This is a genomic window from Streptomyces sp. NPDC030809, assembly GCF_055572195.1.
On sequence record NZ_JBVIDV010000001.1, the window covers coordinates 503,219 to 520,885 of the forward strand.

17 protein-coding genes are annotated in these 17,667 nt (G+C 74.7%); 6 read left to right on the top strand and 11 right to left on the bottom strand.

Annotated features, from left to right (window positions below; all coding sequences use genetic code 11):
- Positions 1–447: 447 nt before the first annotated feature.
- Positions 448–1,104 carry a hypothetical protein gene (locus ACZ407_RS02100; protein WP_468124716.1) on the bottom strand — a complete coding sequence of 219 codons (657 nt, stop codon included), beginning with the start codon at positions 1,102–1,104 and terminating at the stop codon, positions 448–450.
- A gap of 322 nt (positions 1,105–1,426) precedes the next feature.
- On the opposite strand from ACZ407_RS02100, the gene ACZ407_RS02105 reads away from it, so the two are divergent.
- Positions 1,427–1,930, top strand: coding sequence for a hypothetical protein (locus tag ACZ407_RS02105; protein WP_468124718.1), 504 nt, complete (start codon positions 1,427–1,429; stop codon positions 1,928–1,930).
- Positions 1,931–2,021: 91 nt separating this feature from the next.
- On the opposite strand, the gene ACZ407_RS02110 is transcribed toward ACZ407_RS02105, so the two are convergent.
- From ACZ407_RS02110 to ACZ407_RS02140, 7 genes are all read right to left on the bottom strand, one after another.
- Positions 2,022–3,593, bottom strand: a complete 1,572-nt coding sequence (locus ACZ407_RS02110) for a hypothetical protein (RefSeq protein WP_468124719.1) — start codon at positions 3,591–3,593, stop codon at positions 2,022–2,024.
- Positions 3,594–3,700: 107 nt separating this feature from the next.
- The gene (locus tag ACZ407_RS02115; RefSeq protein WP_468124721.1) at positions 3,701–3,895 is read right to left on the bottom strand and encodes a hypothetical protein; all 195 of its coding nucleotides are present in this window, start codon (positions 3,893–3,895) and stop codon (positions 3,701–3,703) included.
- Between the two features lie 150 nt (positions 3,896–4,045).
- Positions 4,046–4,720, bottom strand: a complete 675-nt coding sequence (locus ACZ407_RS02120) for an ABC transporter ATP-binding protein (RefSeq protein ID WP_468124723.1) — start codon at positions 4,718–4,720, stop codon at positions 4,046–4,048.
- On the bottom strand, positions 4,713–5,708 hold the full coding sequence (locus ACZ407_RS02125; protein WP_468124725.1) for an ABC transporter ATP-binding protein: 996 nt from the start codon (positions 5,706–5,708) through the stop codon (positions 4,713–4,715). The genes ACZ407_RS02120 and ACZ407_RS02125 overlap by 8 nt, the downstream gene beginning before the upstream one ends.
- A complete protein-coding gene (locus tag ACZ407_RS02130) occupies positions 5,705–6,619 on the bottom strand; it encodes an ABC transporter permease (protein ID WP_468124726.1) in 915 nt (304 codons plus the stop codon). The genes ACZ407_RS02125 and ACZ407_RS02130 overlap by 4 nt, the downstream gene beginning before the upstream one ends.
- Complete coding sequence (locus tag ACZ407_RS02135) at positions 6,612–7,577, bottom strand: ABC transporter permease (protein WP_468124912.1); 966 nt, start codon at positions 7,575–7,577, stop codon at positions 6,612–6,614. The genes ACZ407_RS02130 and ACZ407_RS02135 overlap by 8 nt, the downstream gene beginning before the upstream one ends.
- Before the next feature lie 95 nt (positions 7,578–7,672).
- Complete coding sequence (locus ACZ407_RS02140) at positions 7,673–9,268, bottom strand: ABC transporter substrate-binding protein (protein ID WP_468124728.1); 1,596 nt, start codon at positions 9,266–9,268, stop codon at positions 7,673–7,675.
- 231 nt (positions 9,269–9,499) lie between these two features.
- Here ACZ407_RS02140 and ACZ407_RS02145 point away from each other — a divergent pair, with 231 nt between their 5' ends.
- Together ACZ407_RS02145 and ACZ407_RS02150 are read left to right on the top strand one after the other, a co-directional pair.
- Complete coding sequence (locus ACZ407_RS02145) at positions 9,500–10,477, top strand: fibronectin type III domain-containing protein (RefSeq protein ID WP_468124729.1); 978 nt, start codon at positions 9,500–9,502, stop codon at positions 10,475–10,477.
- A gap of 124 nt (positions 10,478–10,601) precedes the next feature.
- Complete coding sequence (locus ACZ407_RS02150) at positions 10,602–12,596, top strand: ATP-binding protein (RefSeq protein ID WP_468124731.1); 1,995 nt, start codon at positions 10,602–10,604, stop codon at positions 12,594–12,596.
- Between the two features lie 158 nt (positions 12,597–12,754).
- Here the strand turns inward: ACZ407_RS02150 and ACZ407_RS02155 are convergent, their stop codons facing one another.
- Complete coding sequence (locus tag ACZ407_RS02155) at positions 12,755–12,946, bottom strand: DUF5999 family protein (RefSeq protein ID WP_468124733.1); 192 nt, start codon at positions 12,944–12,946, stop codon at positions 12,755–12,757.
- A gap of 155 nt (positions 12,947–13,101) precedes the next feature.
- On the opposite strand from ACZ407_RS02155, the gene ACZ407_RS02160 reads away from it, so the two are divergent.
- Complete coding sequence (locus ACZ407_RS02160) at positions 13,102–13,551, top strand: SRPBCC family protein (protein WP_468124734.1); 450 nt, start codon at positions 13,102–13,104, stop codon at positions 13,549–13,551.
- Between the two features lie 109 nt (positions 13,552–13,660).
- Here the strand turns inward: ACZ407_RS02160 and ACZ407_RS02165 are convergent, their stop codons facing one another.
- Entirely contained in the window at positions 13,661–14,890 is a 1,230-nt protein-coding gene (locus ACZ407_RS02165) for an acyl-CoA dehydrogenase family protein (RefSeq protein WP_468124736.1), read from the bottom strand.
- Between the two features lie 176 nt (positions 14,891–15,066).
- Between ACZ407_RS02165 and ACZ407_RS02170 the strand changes: the two genes are divergently transcribed.
- A complete protein-coding gene (locus tag ACZ407_RS02170) occupies positions 15,067–15,723 on the top strand; it encodes a TetR/AcrR family transcriptional regulator (protein ID WP_468124738.1) in 657 nt (218 codons plus the stop codon).
- 11 nt (positions 15,724–15,734) lie between these two features.
- Here the strand turns inward: ACZ407_RS02170 and def are convergent, their stop codons facing one another.
- Positions 15,735–16,295 carry a peptide deformylase gene (gene def, locus ACZ407_RS02175; protein ID WP_468124739.1) on the bottom strand — a complete coding sequence of 187 codons (561 nt, stop codon included), beginning with the start codon at positions 16,293–16,295 and terminating at the stop codon, positions 15,735–15,737.
- Between the two features lie 122 nt (positions 16,296–16,417).
- On the opposite strand from def, the gene ACZ407_RS02180 reads away from it, so the two are divergent.
- Entirely contained in the window at positions 16,418–17,656 is a 1,239-nt protein-coding gene (locus tag ACZ407_RS02180; protein ID WP_468124741.1) for a MurT ligase domain-containing protein, read from the top strand.
- Positions 17,657–17,667 lie beyond the last annotated feature (11 nt).

Consider the following 17,667-nt stretch of genomic DNA (forward strand, 5'->3'; position numbering starts at 1 on the left):
GACGGCCTCGCGGGCGGCGACCGAGGGCCCGCCCCGTCCCACCCCGAAGAGGAGGGGAGACGGGAAACCGGCCGGCAGCGGGCCGGACAGGGGCACGACCACCCGCACGCCGGTGGCCACCGGCAAACGCTGCCCGGCCGCGGGCGCCGTGGGGGCGGGCGGCGGGACTGCCGTGCTGCCCGGGCGCCACCGGCCGGTCCCCGGCGGCGGCTCGGCTTCGACGGCTGCCGTCTGCTGACGCCGGTCGGCCCTCCGGCAAGGCGGGCGCGCGGGCTCCGGGCGGGGGCGGGACGGCCGAGCGGGCCGGTCGTACGGCACGGTTTCGGCCATCGGTGGGGCGGCCGGTCCGCCGTACGCACTCCGGCCACCGATGCCCGGCCGGGGCTGGTCCCGGCGCGTCCTCGCCGTGCCCGGTGGCCGGGCCGCCTGCCTGCCTGCCTGCGGGGGTCAGTGCCCCACGCGCGGGCACATCGCCGCGATGGCCGGGTCCACGACCCCGCGCGCCGCCGCGCACACCTGCCGCATGTCGTAGGACGGGCGGGGCTGCGGGCGCGGGCGGGGGTGTACGCGCGGCCGGGGGCGGGGGTGCGTACGCGCCTTCGGCCGGTGCACCGGCTTGGACGCGGGCCGGGTCGCGGGGCGGGGACGGGCCTTGGGGCGGTGGTGGACCTTCGGCCGCGGGCGGGGAGCGGCCCGGCGCTTCTGGTGCGCGCGGGCCTTCGCCCCGGGCCCGGTGCGCGTCGCGCTCCGTGTCCTGGCCCGGCTCCCGCTGCGCACCTTGCCCGGCGACCCGGCCCCGACCTCGGCACTGCCCCCGGTCCCGGCCTCGGTCCCTGCCCCAGCCCCGGCCCGTTCCGTCGCCGGGGGCGCGGCCGGATCCGCGTCGGCTGCCGCCGGTCCCGGCGGCGGCGGTACGGCGGACTCCGGCGGGGCACCCCGTGCCGGGCCGGGCGGGCCGAGGTCGAGGACGGCACGGGCCGGCCCGGCGGGGGCGGCCGGGCCGGGCGGCCGCCCGTCGGCCGGCGGGGTGGAGGACACGACCACGCAGCCCGCCGTACCGAGCACGAGCAGCAGGAACGGGGCGTACCAGAAGCGGGAAGGCATGCGGCCACCCTGGCGCAGCCCGGCCGCCCGCGGCCCGGCCGCGCCGCAGGGATCACCGGTCCGGGTGATCCTCGTACCGGGCCGGCCCGCCGCCCGGGACCGGCCCCGCCCCGAACACCGCGCTCACGCACCGGGCCCGGACCGCACTCCCGTGCGCAGAGCGCCCCCGGCACGCGGTGCCATCCGGCCATTCTTCATCAAACCAATGGCAGGGTCATGACAACTCAGCCGCCCTGTGGGACCTTCCATGACGCACCGGCTCCCTCGGCGCGGTCCCCGCCGCGCCGCTCACCCCCACAGGCACGTGGCAAGGAGGAGCACGATGAGGAACCTCGCGAAACTCTCCGGCGCAGCGGCCCTGGCCCTCGCCGCCGCCCTCGGCGGCTCGACGGCGGCCACCGCCCTCGGCCCGACCGCCGAGCAGCGGCTGGACGGCGTGATCGTCGTCGCCGGCAGCACCTGCACCTGGACCAACGCGCGCACCAGCGCCAACCCGCCGGCCGCACTGACCGTCGACCGCACCTCGATCAACAAGCCGGGCGGCAACCTGGCGTGCGACGGCGGCATCACCGCCACCCTCAACAACAACCCCGGATTCACCTTCGACGACGCCCTGGGCACGGCGAAGACGGACGTCATCGACATCACCGGCCAGCAGAGCTTCATCTCCTGCCGGTACAAGGCCACGAACATCATGTGGAACCGCGACGGCACCACCCGCAAGTACCTCAACCGGGCCTTCACCGCGACCAAGACCTCGGGCAGCTTCCTGTGCCCGGGCTCGGTCACCACGGATGCCGGCGGCGCGTCGATGCTGTTCCACTGACCCGTTCCGGGCGCGCGCACCCCTGCCCCGGCCGGTCCCCTCGCGGGCCGGCCGGGGCAGGGGTGCGCGGTCAGCGGTCGGCTGTCGGCCGTCAGCTGTCGCGGACGGCGACGATCCCGTTGAACACGCCGATGTACGCCGTCCCGTCCGGCCCGAGGGTGATCGGGGCCCAGTTGTTGTCGTACGCCGGGCCGGTGCCGGTCAGCTGCCGCCAGCGGCGCTCGCCGGTGCGGAAGTCCACGGCCGTGAGGTACCAGGCGTCGATCCCCCAGGCGCTGGGCTGCTTCTCGTAGAAGTAGAGGAGCCCGTTGGCGGTGGAGAGCTTGGGCACGGTGGAGGGGGAGCGGACCGCGCTCTCCCAGACCGTGTCGCAGCCGCTGCCGTCGGGGCGTACGTCGATGCGTGTGACCCCGCCCACGACGGACTTGCCCAGCAGCAGGCTGGTGACGTTCTCGTAGCCGTAGTTGTTCTCGACGACGAGGCTGTTGCCCCAGCTGATCAGGGAGTTGTCGGTGGTCGAGGCCCCGGAGCCGAACACCGGCACCTTGCAGACCAGCCGCCGGTCCGCGGGCACGTCCGTACCGCGCCGGTAGACGAGGACGTTCATGCGGTCGTCGGCGTTGTCGGTGATGGCCACGTAGGCCTCGCCCTCGCCGAACAGGTCCGGGGTGGTGCCCGAACCCTGGTTCACGGAGCCGGGCTTGGAGCCGGTGCCGCGGTCGTAGGTCTCGCGCCACTGGACCTGCGGGGTGCCGTCGGCGGCCGCGCGGAAGCTGTACAGGGCGTGGTCGGAGACGATCGACACGCCGTCCTCGGCCACCGAGAAGGAGTTCTGGATCTCCTCCCCCGCCAGCTGCACGGACCGGATGGTGCCGCTGTGCGGGTCCACCGTGCCGACCCGGCCCTGCCGGGTGACCCACCAGATCCGGCCGCTCCAGTCGGGCATGACGGAGGTGACCGGGTCGCAGGTGCCGCTGGGCCGCAGGTTGGTCCAACTCACGCAGTCGTGCGGGACCTGCGGGGTGAGGTCCCAGTCGTCCTCGACGGTGAACTGCCAGCTGCCGTCGGGGTTCCGGCGGTGCCCGAGGCGCAGGATGTGCTGGCGCGAGTCGGCCAGCACCGCGCGGTCCCGGTCGTCCAGGTAGAAGTAGGCGCCACCCGAGGTGTCCTTGAAGATCTTCGAGAAGTCGAGCGAGGTGATCGCCTCGACGGTCGAGGAGCGCTGCGGGAGCTGGTGCTCGGCGAGGGTGGCCAGGGTGACCGGGTCGAGCAGCTTGACCTTGAAGCCGGCGAAGGTCCCGCACACGGTCACCAGCCGGCCCCCGGAGTCGAAGGTGGCGGTGGCGCACTCGCCGCCGAGCGCGGCGATCTTCTCGCTGCGGACCTCCGGGTCGCGCCCGAGCGGGCCGGACCAGGGGTACGTGGCGCTGCCGGCCGCGTCGGCGTGCATGCCGCTGCGGCCGTTGGGCGCGAGGTGGGGGTGCTGCGGCGGGGCCTGGCCGGGCAGCGGGAGGGCGCTCGCGGGGCTGCCCTCGTACTGGTGCACCAGCCGGTGGCCGGGGGCCTTCGGTATCTCCTCGGCCTGCGCCGGGGCGATCCCGTACAACGCCGCCGCTGCGGCGAGGGCCGGGGCCACCGCGCAGTTCAGCGTTCTCCGGAACATCGTGTGGGTCCTCCTCGGTGACGTGATCGCGCCCGGGCAGACGCTAGAACTCGTTGCCTGAGGAGTCCATATCGGCGGGTGATGATTCACGAACGCGCAACAGTGGATCAGGGGTTGAAGGTGCCGACCACGTCGGCGGTGGCGGTCAGGCCCTCGTGGATGGTCGCCGCCACGCTGCTGCTCGCCAGGTAGAAGCCGAGGAGCAGGCAGACGACGGCGTGCGAGACCTTGAGCCCGCCGCTGCGCACGAAGACGACCGCGAGGACCAGGAGCAGCAGCACCAGGGAGACGGAAATCGCCATCAGAACCTCCTGCGCCGCAGGTTCGGCCCCTTCGGGCGGCCGGTCCGGCTCTTCGCTGCGGCATCGGTCCGCCATCCTGGCGCAGCGCCGCGGCCTTCCGGGGGTACGACATGTCTGCCGTCCGGGTGGTTGACCGAGGGTGACGGCCGGTCAGCTGGCGCCCGGGGCCGCCGCAGTGAGGGCGGACCAGTGCACCGTGCGGTCGCACCAGCGCTCCAGCAGCACCGGATCGTGGCCCACGGCGAGCAGTCCCGCACCCGTCCGGGCCCGGTACTCCTCGACGACCCCGACCAGGGCGGCGGCGGTGGAGGCGTCGAGCATGGCGGTCATCTCGTCGCACACCAGCCAGCGCGGTCTGAGCACCAACGCCCGTGCCAGGCAGGCGCGTTGCAGCTGACCGTCGCTGACCTCGTGCGGCCGGCGGCCGAGCAGGTCGGCGCCGAGGCCGACCCGTTCGGCCAGTTCCGGCACCCGGGTGCCGACCTCGGCGCGGCGGCCGCAGGCGCGCAGCGGCTCGGCGATCAGGTCCCGCAGCCGCAGCCGGGGGTCGGACGCGAGCCGGGGCTGCTGGAAGACCACGCCGACGGCGGTGCGCTGTTCGCGCGGGGCCCGGTGCCGCCAGCGGGTGACGGGGGTGCCGTCGAGGAGGAGGGTGCCGCGCTCGGGGCGGTGCAGCAGGGCGGCGACCCGGGCGAGGGTGGACTTGCCGCAGCCGCTGGGGCCGAGCAGCCCGGTGGACGTGCCGGGGGCGAGGGTGAGGCTGAGGTCGCGGAGGACCGGCGCATCGCGGCCGTGGCCGGCGGTGATGGAGCGGAGTTCAAGCACGGGCGGGCTCCGGTGGGGCGGGGTGGTGGCAGGCGAGTCCGCCGGTGAACGGGGGCCGTACGGCGCAGGCGGGGCCGGCGGCGGGGCAGCGGGCTGCGAAGGCGCAGCCGGGCGGGAGCTCGGAGAGGGCCGGCGGGCTGCCGGGCAGCGGGGTGAACGCGCGTTCCGGGAGGGCCGCGAGGAGTCCGCGGGCGTACGGGTGCCGGGGGCCCGGCGCCCCGAAGAAGTCGGCGGCGGCGGCGAGTTCGACGATGCGTCCGGCGTACATGACGGCCACGGTGTCGGCGATGCGGGCGGCGGCCGCCAGGTCGTGCGTGATCATCAGGAGGGCCCGGCCGTCGCGGGCGTGGGCCCGCAGTTCGTCGGCGGTGCGGTGCACGAGGTCCCGGTCGAGTCCGGTGGTGGGCTCGTCGGCCAGGAGCAGGGGTGCGTCGCCGGCGAGGGCGAGCGCGAGGGCGGCGCGCTGGGCGAGGCCGCCGGAGAGCTCGTGGGGGTGGCGGTCGAGGTGGTCGGCGGGGAACGCGGCGCGGTCCGCGGCGGCTTCGGCGGCGGACCGGAGTCCGGCGCGGCCGACCGCGGTCAGCTCCCTCACCGTTTCCTCCAGTTGGGACCGAACGGTGCGGACCGGGGTGAGGTGGGCGGCCGGGCTCTGCGGGACCAGGCCGATGCGCCGGCCGCGTACGGTCCGGGCGAGGGTGCGTTCGTCGGCGGCGAGCAGGTCGAGCCCGTCCGCCAGGTACGCGGAGCCGGCGGTCTGCGCGTTGCCGGGCAGCAGCCCGAGGAGGGCGGAGGCGAGCACGGACTTCCCGCAGCCGCTCTCCCCGACCAGCGCGAGGCACTCCCCCGGTGCGAGGTCGAAGGCCGCGTCGGTGACGGCCTCGACATGGCCGCGGCCGCGCAGCGCGAACCGCACGGACAGCCCGCGCACGCTCAGCACGGGCCGCTCCGCGGGGTGCGCGGCGGCCGGGGCGGGACGGTCCCGGTTCACAGGGTCAGCTCCGAGCGGGTGCGGGGGTTGAGGCGGTCGCGCCAGGCCGCGGCCAGGCCGGCGAGGGCGAGGGTGGGCAGGATCAGGAGGAGCCCTGGGAAGAGGGCGGGCCACCAGGCTCCGGCGAGGAGGGAGCCGCGCGCGTTCTGCACGAGGGTGCCGAGGCTGGCTTCCTGGGCGGGCAGGCCGAGGCCGAGGAAGGACAGGGCGGACTCGTGCCACATCGCGTGCGGGACCATCAGCACGGCGGCGAGCCCGGCCTGCGGCAGCACCCCGGGGACCAGGTGCCGCAGGGTGATCCGCAGCCGGGAGGCGCCGCCGGAGAGGGCCGCGTCCACGAAGGGGCGCGAGCGCAGCGAGAGCATCTCGGCGCGCACGATCCGGGCGGTGGAGAGCCAGTGGGTGAGGGCCACCGACACCACGACGGGCCAGATCCCGGGCCGGAAGAGGGCCACGACGAGCACGCCGAGCAGCAGGTGGGGTACGGCGGAGAAGGTGTCGACGAGCCGCATCAGGAGCCGGTCGGTCCAGCCGCCGAGGGCGCCCGCGGCGGCGCCGAGGGCAGTGCCGGCGAGGGCGGCGGCCAGTGCGGCGACCATGCCGACCAGCAGGGAGACCCGCAGTCCGTGGACGGAGCGCAGCAGCAGGTCGCGGCCCACCTCGTCGGTGCCGAAGGGGTGTTCCCACGAGGGCGGCAGGAGCCGGGCGGCGAGGTCGACGGCCTGCCGGTCGAGGGGGAAGAGCGCGGGAACGAGGGTCACGGCCAGGACCACGGCCAGGACCACCGCCGCGGAGCTGCGCACGCGCAGGGTGCGGCTGCCGCGGGCCGGCCCGCCGCGGCCGCCCGGGCGGCTGCGCCAGACGGGGGCCGCGACCGCTGCGGGCGCGCCCCCGGTGGGGGTTTCAGCCATCGAAGCCCACCCTCGGGTCGGCGAGCCCGTACAGCAGGTCGGCCAGGAGGTTCCCGGCCAGGACGGCCGCGGTGGCGAGCGCGGTGAGGGCCGCGAGCAGCGGGAAGTCGACCGAGGTGGCGGCCTCGACGGTGGCCGCGGCGATGCCGGGCCAGCTGAAGACCGTCTCCACGAGCAGGGCTCCGGTGATCACCTCGGGGATCCGGGAGCCGATCAGGGTGAGCATGGGGAGCATCCCGGAGCGCAGGGCGTGGCGGACCAGGACGGTGCGCTCGCGCAGTCCCCGCGCCCGGGCTCCGCGTACGGGGTCCTCCGCCAGGGCATCGGCCACGCCCTGGCGTGCGTACAGGAAGAACCAGGGGAGTTGGGAGAGGGCGAGGACCAGGGCGGGCAGGACGAGGTGGCGCAGGACCTGGCCGGCCGTGACGGTGTCGGCGCCGGCGTCGGTGAGGCCGCCGGCGGGCAGCACCCCGAGCCGTACGGCGAAGAACCAGACGGCGAGCAGCCCGAGCCAGAAGGCGGGGGCCGCCTCCAGGACGTACGCGGCGGTGGTCGCGGTCCGGTCGAGGAGTCCGCCGGGGCGGCGGGCGGCGAGGACGCCGAGGGCGGTGCCGAGGAGGACGGCCGCGAGGAACGCGGTCCCGGCCAGCAGGACGGACCAGCCGAGGCGTTCGCCGATCACCTCGGCCACGGGCCGGCGCATGGCGGCCGAGGTGCCGAGGTCCCCGGTGAGGGCGGAGGTCAGCCAGTCCCACCAGAGGGAGGTGAAGGGGCGGTCGGCGCCGAGGTTGGTGCGGAGCTGGTCGAGGGTCTCCCGGGAGGCGGTGAGTCCGGCGGTGCCGGCGTACGCCTTGACGGGGTCGAAGGGCGAGAGGGCCGCGGCGGCGAAGACCCCGAAGGTGACCGTGAGCAGCACGGGGACGGCGAAGAGGGTCCGGCGGCCGGCCATGCGGGCCATCGCGGCGGCCCGCCCGGCGCCCCGGCCGGTGCGCGGGGCGCCGGCGGGCGCGGTGCGGTCCGGCCGGGCGGGGTCCGGCCGGCCCAGGGGGCGGTTCACGGGTTCGGCTGCCACTTCTCGACGTTCCACCAGGGGCCGGAGCCGAGGCCGTGGTCGTGCGGCTCGACCTGGGTGCTGAGGTTCCGCCAGCGGTCGCCGACCACGTAGAGGTGGTCGATGTGGGTGAGGAAGGTGTAGCCGGGGTTCTTGGCGAGGGCCCGCTGCACGGTGTCGTACGCGGCCTTGCGGACGGCCGGGTCCCCGCTGCGGCGGCCTTCTTCGAGGGCCTTGTCCACGGCCGGGTCGGCGTAGCGGGCCATGTTGTTGAAGCCGTCGCCGCCGAGGGCGGAGGCCAGCAGCTGGTACTGGTCGAAGTCGGGGTCGGCGGGCGAGCCGCCGCCGGCGAGCACGGCCTCGGTCTTCATCCGCGGCTCGATGACCTCCCAGGTCCCGGCCTCGGTCCGGATCTCGATGCCGGCCTTCTTGGCGTCGGAGGCGTAGGCGAGGGCGTGGTCCTGGCGCAGCTTGTCGCCGGCGGTGTACCAGAGCGGGAAGGCGGCGCGGACGCCGCCGCGGGTGCGGATCCCGTCGGGTCCGGGCCGCCAGCCGGCCGCGTCGAGGATCCGGCGGGCCTGTGCGAGGTCGTGGCGGCGCTCGGTGCCCTTGGCGAACCAGGGGCTGTCGGTGGGGACCGGTCCGTAGGCGGGCTTGCCGGCCCCGTCGAGGAGCTTGTCCACGAGGGCGGTGCGGTCCACGGCGAGGTCGAGGGCCCGGCGGACGGCCGGGTCGCCGGTCACCGGGTGGTGCGTGGGGAGGGTGACGTTGCGGTAGTCGAAGGAGGCGGCGGCGAGCGTGGTGCGGCCCTTGTCGTGGGCGAAGCCCTTGGCCAGGGCGGGTGGCAGGATCGCGCCGTCGAGCTCGCCGGAGCGCAGCCGGGTGGCGCGCACGTCGTCGTCCTTGATGACGGCCATGGTGAACTTCTTCACCGTGGGGGCGCCGCCCCAGTAGCCGGGGTTGGCCTTGAAGCTGAGCTTCTCGCCCTTGGACCAGGCGGTCAGGACGTACGGTCCGGTGCCGACGGGCCGGGTGCCGAACTCGCCGCTGTTGACGTCCTGCCGGCCGGCTATGTGCTCGGGGGCGATGGGCAGGACGGTGCGCTCGGCGAAGGGCGCGTAGGGGTACTTGAGGGTGAAGACCACGCGGTCCCCGCCCTTGGCTTCGACGTGCTCGACGGCGTCGAGTTCGGTCCTGGACGGGTTGTTCGTCCCGGGGTCGAGGATCGTGCGGTAGGTGAAGACGACGTCCTTGGCGGTGAAGGGGGCGCCGTCGCTGAAGCGGACACCGCGGCGCAGGGTGTACGTGTAGGTGAGCCGGTCGGCGGAGACCTCGGGGAGGGCCACGGCGAGCGCGGGGCGCAGCCGCATGGCGGAGTCGCGGGTGAGCAGCCCGTCGAAGATCTTGGAGTTGCCGTCCTTGCCGTAGCCGAGGAGCGGGCTGAGGGTCTCGGGTTCGTTGGCGATGCCGACCACGACGGAGTCGGCGGCCGCGGCGGAGGTCCCGCCTCCGCCGGGCGGGGAGCAGGCTGCTGCGCTCGCGATGAGTGCGGCGGCCAGCGTGGTCGCGGCGGTTGCCCGTGCCCTACGGCCCGTCATGCTGTGCACACCTCTGTACTGCTTGTCCTGCTTGCCGATCAAAAGTTATTGCGAATCGCTCGCAATTAAACAGTACGCAAGGGGCATGCACCGACACAGTCCGGTCACCGCGCACCGAGTGCGGACAGATCGCACACCCTGCCGCAGGGGTCTTGATGGCCGCCCGCACGGCGTGCCATATATGTCTAGACCAATGGTGTCTACGCATCCGCACCAGCGTGAGGAGGAGCCGTGCGACGCTCCGTTCGGCCCGGCGTCCTCCTGTCCGCCCTCGGGGCGCTGGGCGCCCTCCTGACCGGCTGCACCGGCTGCACCGGCTCCGGACCCGACACCCAGAGCCCGCCCGCGCCCACCGGGCTCACCGCCCAGGCCGGCAGCTCCGGCTCGGTGCACGTCATGTGGGACGAGGCCGCTCCCGCCGACGGGGTCACCGGGTACGAGCTGTTCCGGGGCGGGATCCGGATCCGCGAACTCCCCGCCGGGAAGCGGATGGTGGACGTCACCGGCCTGACGCCCCGGACCGCGTACGCCTTCTCGGTGCGGGCCCGGGACGCCGCCGGGAACCTCTCCCCGCGCAGCGCAGAGGTGCGGGTGACCACCCCGGAGGCGGCCCCCGACGACCACCGCCCGCCGGGCACCCCCGCCCGGCTGTCGGCGCGGCCGGACGGTCCCCGGGCCGCGGTGCTCTCCTGGCCGGCCGTCACCGACGACGTCGGGGTGAGCGCGTACGACATCCACCAGGGCGGGGTGCGGATCCACACGGTGGACGGCCGGACCACGAGCACCCGGATCACGGGGCTGCGGCCGGACACCGCCTACACCTTCACGGTGCGGGCCCGGGACCGCGCCGACAACTCCTCCCCGGACAGCCCGGCCGCGGACGTCACCACCCCCCGCGCCGCGGACGAGGGCCCGAGCACCGTGCCCGCGGACTTCCGCGCGAGCGCCGCCCCGGGCGCGCTGGAGCTGTCCTGGTACGCCCCCGACACCGGCGAGCCGGTCGGCGAATACGAGCTGCACGTGAACGGAAAGGCCACCACGGTCATCCAGTGGGGCCGCGGCGCGGTGCCCGCGGGCCGGGCGGTCTACCGGCTGACCGTCGCCGAACCGGCGGGCACCGTGTGGCGGCTCAAACTGCGCGCCCGGCTGCCCGACGGCACCTGGGGATCATTCTCCGCCGAGCGTTCGGTCACACTCGCAGGGCCGTAGTCGCGTACTCCTGCCAGTCGGTGATCATTCGGTCAACAATGATCGCGAGGGCTTGCCCCGGGCGGGCCGTGAGACAGAATCTGTCGCCGTGTTGGGGAATCTGCCGTCGGAGACGGCAAGCTTTGTGGGACGCGGCACCGAACTGGACCGGCTGCACGGACTGCTTCGGGACCGGCGGATGATCACCCTGACCGGTGTGGGCGGAGTGGGCAAGTCCCGGCTGGCCCTGCGGGCCGCGCGCCACGCCTCCCGCGGCTTCCCCGACGGCGCCTGGTGGGTGGAGCTCTCCCCGCTGCGCGACCCGGGCCTGCTCTCCGCGACCGTCGCCCACACCCTCGGCCTCACCGAACAGGCCCTGCTCTCCTCCGACGAGGAGCTGTGCGCCTGGGTGTCCGACAAGGACATGCTCCTCGTCCTCGACACCTGCGAGCACCTCGTGGACGGCTGCCGCCACCTGGTCGGCGAACTCCTCCAGTCCGCACCCGGGCTGACCGTGGTCGCGACCAGCCGCCAGCCCCTCGGCTGCCACGGCGAATGGGTCACGGAGGTGCGCCCGCTGCCCGTCGAGGGTGCGGACAGCGAGGCGCTCGCCCTGTTCCGGGACCGGGCCGTGGCCGCCACCCCGCAGGCGGCCGCCGCCTTCGCCGACCCCGGCCGCGCCGCCACCGCCGCCGAGCTGTGCCGGCGCCTCGACGGAATCCCGCTCGCGCTGGAGCTGGCCGGGGCCCGGCTCCGGCTGTGGAGCCTGGAGCAGGTGGCCGAACGGCTGGGCACCCGCTTCGAGTTCCTCTCCGGCAGCCGGGCGGCCGAGCCCTCCCGGCACCGGACCCTGCGGACGGCCATCGGCTGGAGCCACGAGCTGTGCGAACCCCTGGAGCGGCTGCTGTGGGCGCGGCTGTCGGTGTTCGCGGGCGACTTCACCCCGGCGGCGGCCCGCGCCGTGTGCGCGGGCGGGCCCCTGCCCGCCTCCGAGGTGCCCCGGGTGCTGGCCGGCCTGGCCGGGAAGTCGGTGGTGCGCCGCACCGTCGAGGGGGCCGGGGAGCGGTACCGGATGCTCGACACCATCCGCGAGTACGGCCGCACCTGGCTGGCCGAGCTCGGCGAGGAGGAGCGCTGCGCCGACCGGCACGCGCACTGGTTCGCCGCCCTGGCGGGACAGGCCGGGGCCGAGTGGCTGGGCCCGGACCAGGCGGAGTGGTACCGGCGGATCAGCGCCGACCACAGCGAGCTGCGGGCCGCCCTGGAACACCTGCTGGGCACCGACCCGGCGGCTGCCCTGGAGATGGCGGGCACCCTGTGGTTCTTCTGGTTCTGCTGCGGGCACCTGCGCGAGGGCCGCTCCTTCCTGGAGCGGGCCCTGGCGGCCGCGGACCCGGAGCCGGGGCCCGCCCGGGCGCAGGCGGTGTGGGCCCTCGGGCTGACCGCGATGCTCCAGGGCGACCTGGAAACCGGGCTGGCCCACGGCCGGGCCTGCGCCCGCCTGGCCCAGCTGCTCGGCGATCCGGAACTGGAGCTGCGCGCGGCCTACGTGGTGTCCGTGTGCCTCCTGATGCCGGGCGATCCGCTGCGCGCCCTGGAACTGGCCGATCCGGCGGCCCGTACGGAGGTCATCGGGCGGGGCGGCAGGCCGGACGGGGCGGGGGCGTTGCTGAGCCGGCTCTCCGCTTCGTACGCGTACTGCGATCTGGAGCGCTACGAGGAGGCCGAGGCGGAGGCCACGGGCCTGCTGGAGGCGTGCACCCGGCTGGGCGAGCGCTGGCTGCGGGCGTACGCGGACTACGTCCTGGCGCTGATCGCCCTGCGCACCGGACAGCCCGGGGAGGCGGCCCGGCACGTGCGCGCGATGCTCTCCGGCAAGCGGCTGCTGCACGACAGCTTCGGCATCGCGCTCGGGCTGGACCTGCTGGCCGCGGCGGTGGCGGCGCAGGGCGACGGCGAGCTGGCCGCCCGCCTGCTGGGCGCCGGGCACACCGTGTGGCGCACCGTGGGACGCCCGCAGATGGGCTCGCCCTCGCTGACCGCCGTACGCGACGGCGGCGAGCGCCAGGCCCGTGCCGCGATCGGCGACGAGGCCTTCGACCGCGCCTTCCTCGGCGGGGCGGCGCCGCCGCCCGCCTGAACCCCGGGCCGCTGTGCGACGGCCCGGGGCGGGGTGTTCGCTCCCGTACGGTCAGTACGGAAGCGGTCTGCCCGACGGGGTGCGCAGGTCCAGGTCGCGCGGTGCGGGCTTGGGGGCGGGCTTGCGAATCCGTGTCTGGCGCATCGGACCTCCTGGGCTCAGACCGCCGCGACGGGGCGGCGGGATGCGACCGTGCGGCCGTCGGGGAGCAGCTCCCCCGTGTCGTCGAAGAGCACCACGCCGTTGCACAGGAGGCTCCAGCCCTGTTCCGGGTGGAAGGCCACGGTGCGGGCGGCGTCGCGATCGGCGCTGTCGGCTGGTGGGCAGGGCGGCTGGTGAGTACACGGCATGGCGCACCTCCTCGCTCTGTGGAGGCGCAGGGCCGGTGGTCGTTTCGGCGTCCCGCCATCCACGGTGGCGGGAAGTATTACTGATCACGAGGCACCGGCGGAACCCGTTTTCTTGCTCTATCTCACGGGGCGAACAAGCGATTTACGCTCTGTGCGTGGCCTTTATCCGATTCGTGCACAGCAGTCCTCTGTCCGTCGCCGAGGCGTGGCGGCGCGTGACCGACTGGGAGCGGCACGGTGCCCAGGTCCCGCTGACCCGGACGGTGCTGCACACGGCGCCGCCGACGGACGTGGGCACGGCGTTCACCGCCCGCACCGGGGCCGGCCGGTTCCGCTTCGACGATCCGATGGTGGTGACGGCCTGGCAGCCGCCGCCCGCGGGTGCGGGCGGGCACTGCCGGCTGGAGAAGCGGGGGCGGGTGGTGACGGGCTGGGCCGAGATCGAGGTACGTCCGGCGGCCGGCGGCCGGCCCGGCTGCGAGGTGGAGTGGCGCGAGGAGCTGCGGCTGCGCGGGGTGCCGCGGCGGCTGGATCCGCTGCTGGCCGCGGCCGGGCGGCTGGTGTTCGGGCGGGCGGTGGCGGGGCTGCTGCGGCCGCCGCGGTAGCCGGCGCGCAGGGCACAGCCGCGGGCGATCCGGCGCGTGCCGGAGGGCCGGGCGGCGCGTGGGCCGCCCGGCCCTGCGGCCGCGTGGCGCGGCCGGCCGTGCGCACGTACTAGCGGATCGGCATCTCCGCGAGGGTGCGGGCGATCACCAGGCGCTGGATCTCGCTGGTGCCCTCGAAGATCGTGTAGATCGCGCTGTCGCGGTGCATGCGCTCCACCGGGTACTCGCGGGTGAAGCCGTTGCCGCCGAGGATCTGCACGGCCTGGGCCGTGACCTTCTTGGCCACCTCGCTCGCGAAGAGCTTGGACATCGAGCCCTCCGCGGAGGTGAAGGGCTTGCCCGCGACGGCCATCCAGGAGGCCCGCCACACCAGCAGCCGGGCCGCGTCGATCTGCGTGCGCATGTCGGCGAGCTGGAAGGCCACGCCCTGGTTGTCGATGATCGGGCGGCCGAACTGGGTGCGGGTCTTGGCGTAGTCGAGGGCGACCTCGTACGCGGCGCGCGCGGTGCCGACCGCCATGGCGCCGACCGCAGGGCGGGAGGCCTCGAAGGTGGCCATGGCCGCGTTCTTCACGCGCTCGCCGCCCGCCGCCCTGGCCTTCTCGCGGGCGCGGGCCAGCCGCTCGTCGAGCTTCTCCTTGCCGCCGAGCAGGCAGGAGCCCGGGACGCGGACGTCCTCCAGGACCACCTCGGCGGTGTGCGAGGCCCGGATGCCGTGCTTCTTGAACTTCTGGCCCTGGCTGAGGCCCGGGGTGGCCGGGGGCACGATGAAGGAGGCGTGGCCCTTGGTGCCGAGCTCGGGGTCGACCACGGCGACGACGATGTGCACGTTGGCGATGCCGCCGTTGGTCGCCCAGGTCTTGGTGCCGTTGAGCACCCACTCGTCCTTGGCCTCGTCGTAGACGGCGCGGGTGCGCATCGCGCCCACGTCGGAGCCGGCGTCGGGCTCGGAGGAGCAGAAGGCGGCGACCTTGACGTCGTCGGGGGTGCCGTACATCTGCGGGATCCAGGTGCCGATCTGCTCCTCGGTGCCGTTGGCGAGCACGCCGATGGCGGCGAGGCCGGTGCCGACGATCGACAGGGCGATGCCCGCGTCGCCCCAGAACAGCTCCTCCATCGCCATCGGGACGCCGAGGCCGGTGGGGTCGAAGAACTGCTGGGCGTAGAAGTCGAGGGAGTAGATGCCGACCTTGGCGGCTTCCTGGATGACGGGCCACGGAGTCTCTTCGCGCTCGTCCCATTCGGCTGCCGCGGGGCGGATCACGTCGGCGGCGAAGCCGTGGATCCAGTCGCGGACCTGCTTCTGGTCCTCGTTGAGCTCCATGGTGAACTCCGCCATGTCCCCTCCAAAAGATCGCTCTACCACGTAGGTTACCTACAGTAACACCGCGAGGGCACAGTCTGTTACCCGCCAGTAGGGAATGTCAACGCCACCGCCGGTCCGGTCGCCCTGAGGTGCGGGGTGTTACGTTGCGTGGGCGTCACGCAATCGCAAGGGCGGGGAGAAGACACCTCATGGAGCACACGCAGCAGGACGGCCGGCAGGACGGCCACCAGGCAACGGCCGAACGGCGGCGCCGGGAGCTGCTCGAAGCCGCGGAACGGGTCGTCCTGCGGGACGGGCCGCAGGCCTCCATGAACGCGATCGCCGCCGAGGCGGGCATCACGAAGCCGATCCTCTACCGGCACTTCGGCGACAAGGCGGGCCTCTACCAGGCCCTGGCCGTACGCCACACCGACGCACTGCTGGACTCGCTGCGCGCGGCCCTCGACGCCCCGGCCGAGCGGCGCCGCCGGGTGGAGGTGACCCTCGACACCTATCTCGCGGCCATCGAGGCCCGGCCCCAGGTGTACCGGTTCCTCATGCACCCGGCCGAGGACCCGCAGTCCGCGGAGCGCGGGTTCGAGGTGGGCCTGCACTCGGCCCCGCTGCTGCGGCGGCTGGGCGAGGAGCTGGCCAAGGTGATCGCGGAGCGCGTGGACCTCGGCCCGGAGGGCGACGAACTGGCCCGGGTCTGGGGCCACGGCATCGTCGGCATGATGCACGCGGCCGGGGACTGGTGGCTCGGCGAGCGCCCGTGCGGCCGCGCCACGCTCGTCACGGCCCTGGCGGACCTCCTGTGGGGCCGCCTGGCCACGGCGGGCAACCGGGCCGACGGCCCGGGGTTCTGAAGCCGTCCGGCTCAGCCGCGCAGCGGACCGGCCGCCGCGCCCCACGGCGTCTTGCGGATCTGCCGCTCCAGCCGCCGGGCGCGCAGGCCGGTGACCCGGTCCGCGTAGACCGTGCCGTCCAGGTGGTCGCACTCGTGCTGGAGGCAGCGGGCGAAGAACCCCGTACCGGTGATCCGCACGGGTTCGTTGTCCACCGTGACCCCCTCGACCACGGCCCGGTCGAACCGGGGGGTGCCGGCCTCCAGGCCGGGCAGGGACAGGCAGCCCTCGGGGCCGAGCACCTCGACCCCGTCCGCCTCGACCAGGCGGGGGTTGACGACGTGCCCGAGGTGCCGGACGTCCTCGTCGTCGGGGCAGTCGTAGACGAACACCCGCTGCGGGACGCCGATCTGGTTCGCGGCCAGGCCCACGCCCTCGGCGGCGTACATCGTGGCGAACATGTCCTCCACGAGCCGGGCGAGGCCGGGGCCGAAGTCGGTGACCTCCGCGCAAGCGGAACGGAGCACCGGGTCGCCCAGCAGGGTCATGGTGCGGACGAGACCGGAACTGCCGGGGATGACGCGCTGTCGCATGGCGGTAAGGGTACGTCGGGCGAATATATGAGGAGATCCGAGGCTCACAGCAGCGCCGCGGTCCGGGCCCTGGCCGGATCTGGATAGGCTGGGCCGGACCGACGCAAGGAGGAACAGGGACGATGGCAGGCAACACGGAGCCGCTTTCGCCGCGGGCCAAGCTGGCCGTGACGGCGGGCAAGGCCGCAGCGGCGGTGTCGCGGGCCGCGGGGCGCGGAAGCGGATCGGTGATCGGAGGCAAGGTCGCGCTCAAGCTCGACCCCGATCTGCTGGGACGGTTGGCACAGCACCTTGACGTCGTCCTGGTGTCGGCGACGAACGGCAAGACCACGACGACCCGCCTGATCGCGGAGGCCCTGCGGGCCAGCGGTCCGGTCGTCTCGAACGCGCTCGGCGCGAACATGCCCGCCGGCATCACCTCGGCGCTCGCCGGCGGCTCGGACGCCAAGTACGGCGTCATCGAGGTCGACGAGAAGTACCTCGCAGGTGTGGCCCGGGACGTGACCCCCAAGGCCATCGCGCTGCTGAATCTGTCCCGCGACCAGCTGGACCGCGCCGCCGAGACCCGGATGCTCGCCGAGAAGTGGCGCGAGGGCCTGGCCGGCTCCAAGGCCGTGGTCATCGCGAACTGCGACGACCCGCTGATCGTGTGGTCGGCGAGCTCCTCGCAGAACGTCGTGTGGGTGGCGGCCGGCCAGGAGTGGAAGGACGACGCCTGGTCCTGCCCCTCGTGCGGCGGGGTCATGCAGCGCCCCGGGGACGACTGGTTCTGCGGGGAGTGCGGCTTCCGCCGTCCGACCCCGAGCTGGGTGCTCAGCGGGGACCACGTCCTGGACCCGCACGGTTCGGCCTGGCCGATCCACCTCCAGCTGCCCGGCCGCGCCAACAAGGCGAACGCCGCCACCTCCGCCGCCGTGGCCGCCGTCTTCGGGGTGCCCCCGCAGGTGGCGCTGGAGCGCATGTACCAGGTGCAGGCCGTCGCCGGCCGCTACGACGTGGTGAGCTTCATGGGCCGGGAGCTGCGCCTGCTCCTCGCGAAGAACCCGGCGGGCTGGCTCGAAACGTTTTCCCTCATCGACCCGGCGCCCGCCCCGGTGATCCTCTCGGTCAACGCCCGCGGCGCGGACGGCACCGACACCTCCTGGCTGTGGGACGTGGACTACCCGCGCCTGGCCGGCCACCCGATCTTCGTGATCGGCGACCGCCGCCTCGACCTGGCGGTGCGCCTGGAGGTCGCGGGGCTGGACTTCCGGGTCTGCGAGACGCTGGACGAGGCCGTCCAGCTGGCCCCGCCCGGCCAGATCGAGCTGATCGCCAACTACACGGCGTTCCAGGACGTGCGCCGCCGCGTCGGCAACTGACCCACCACCGG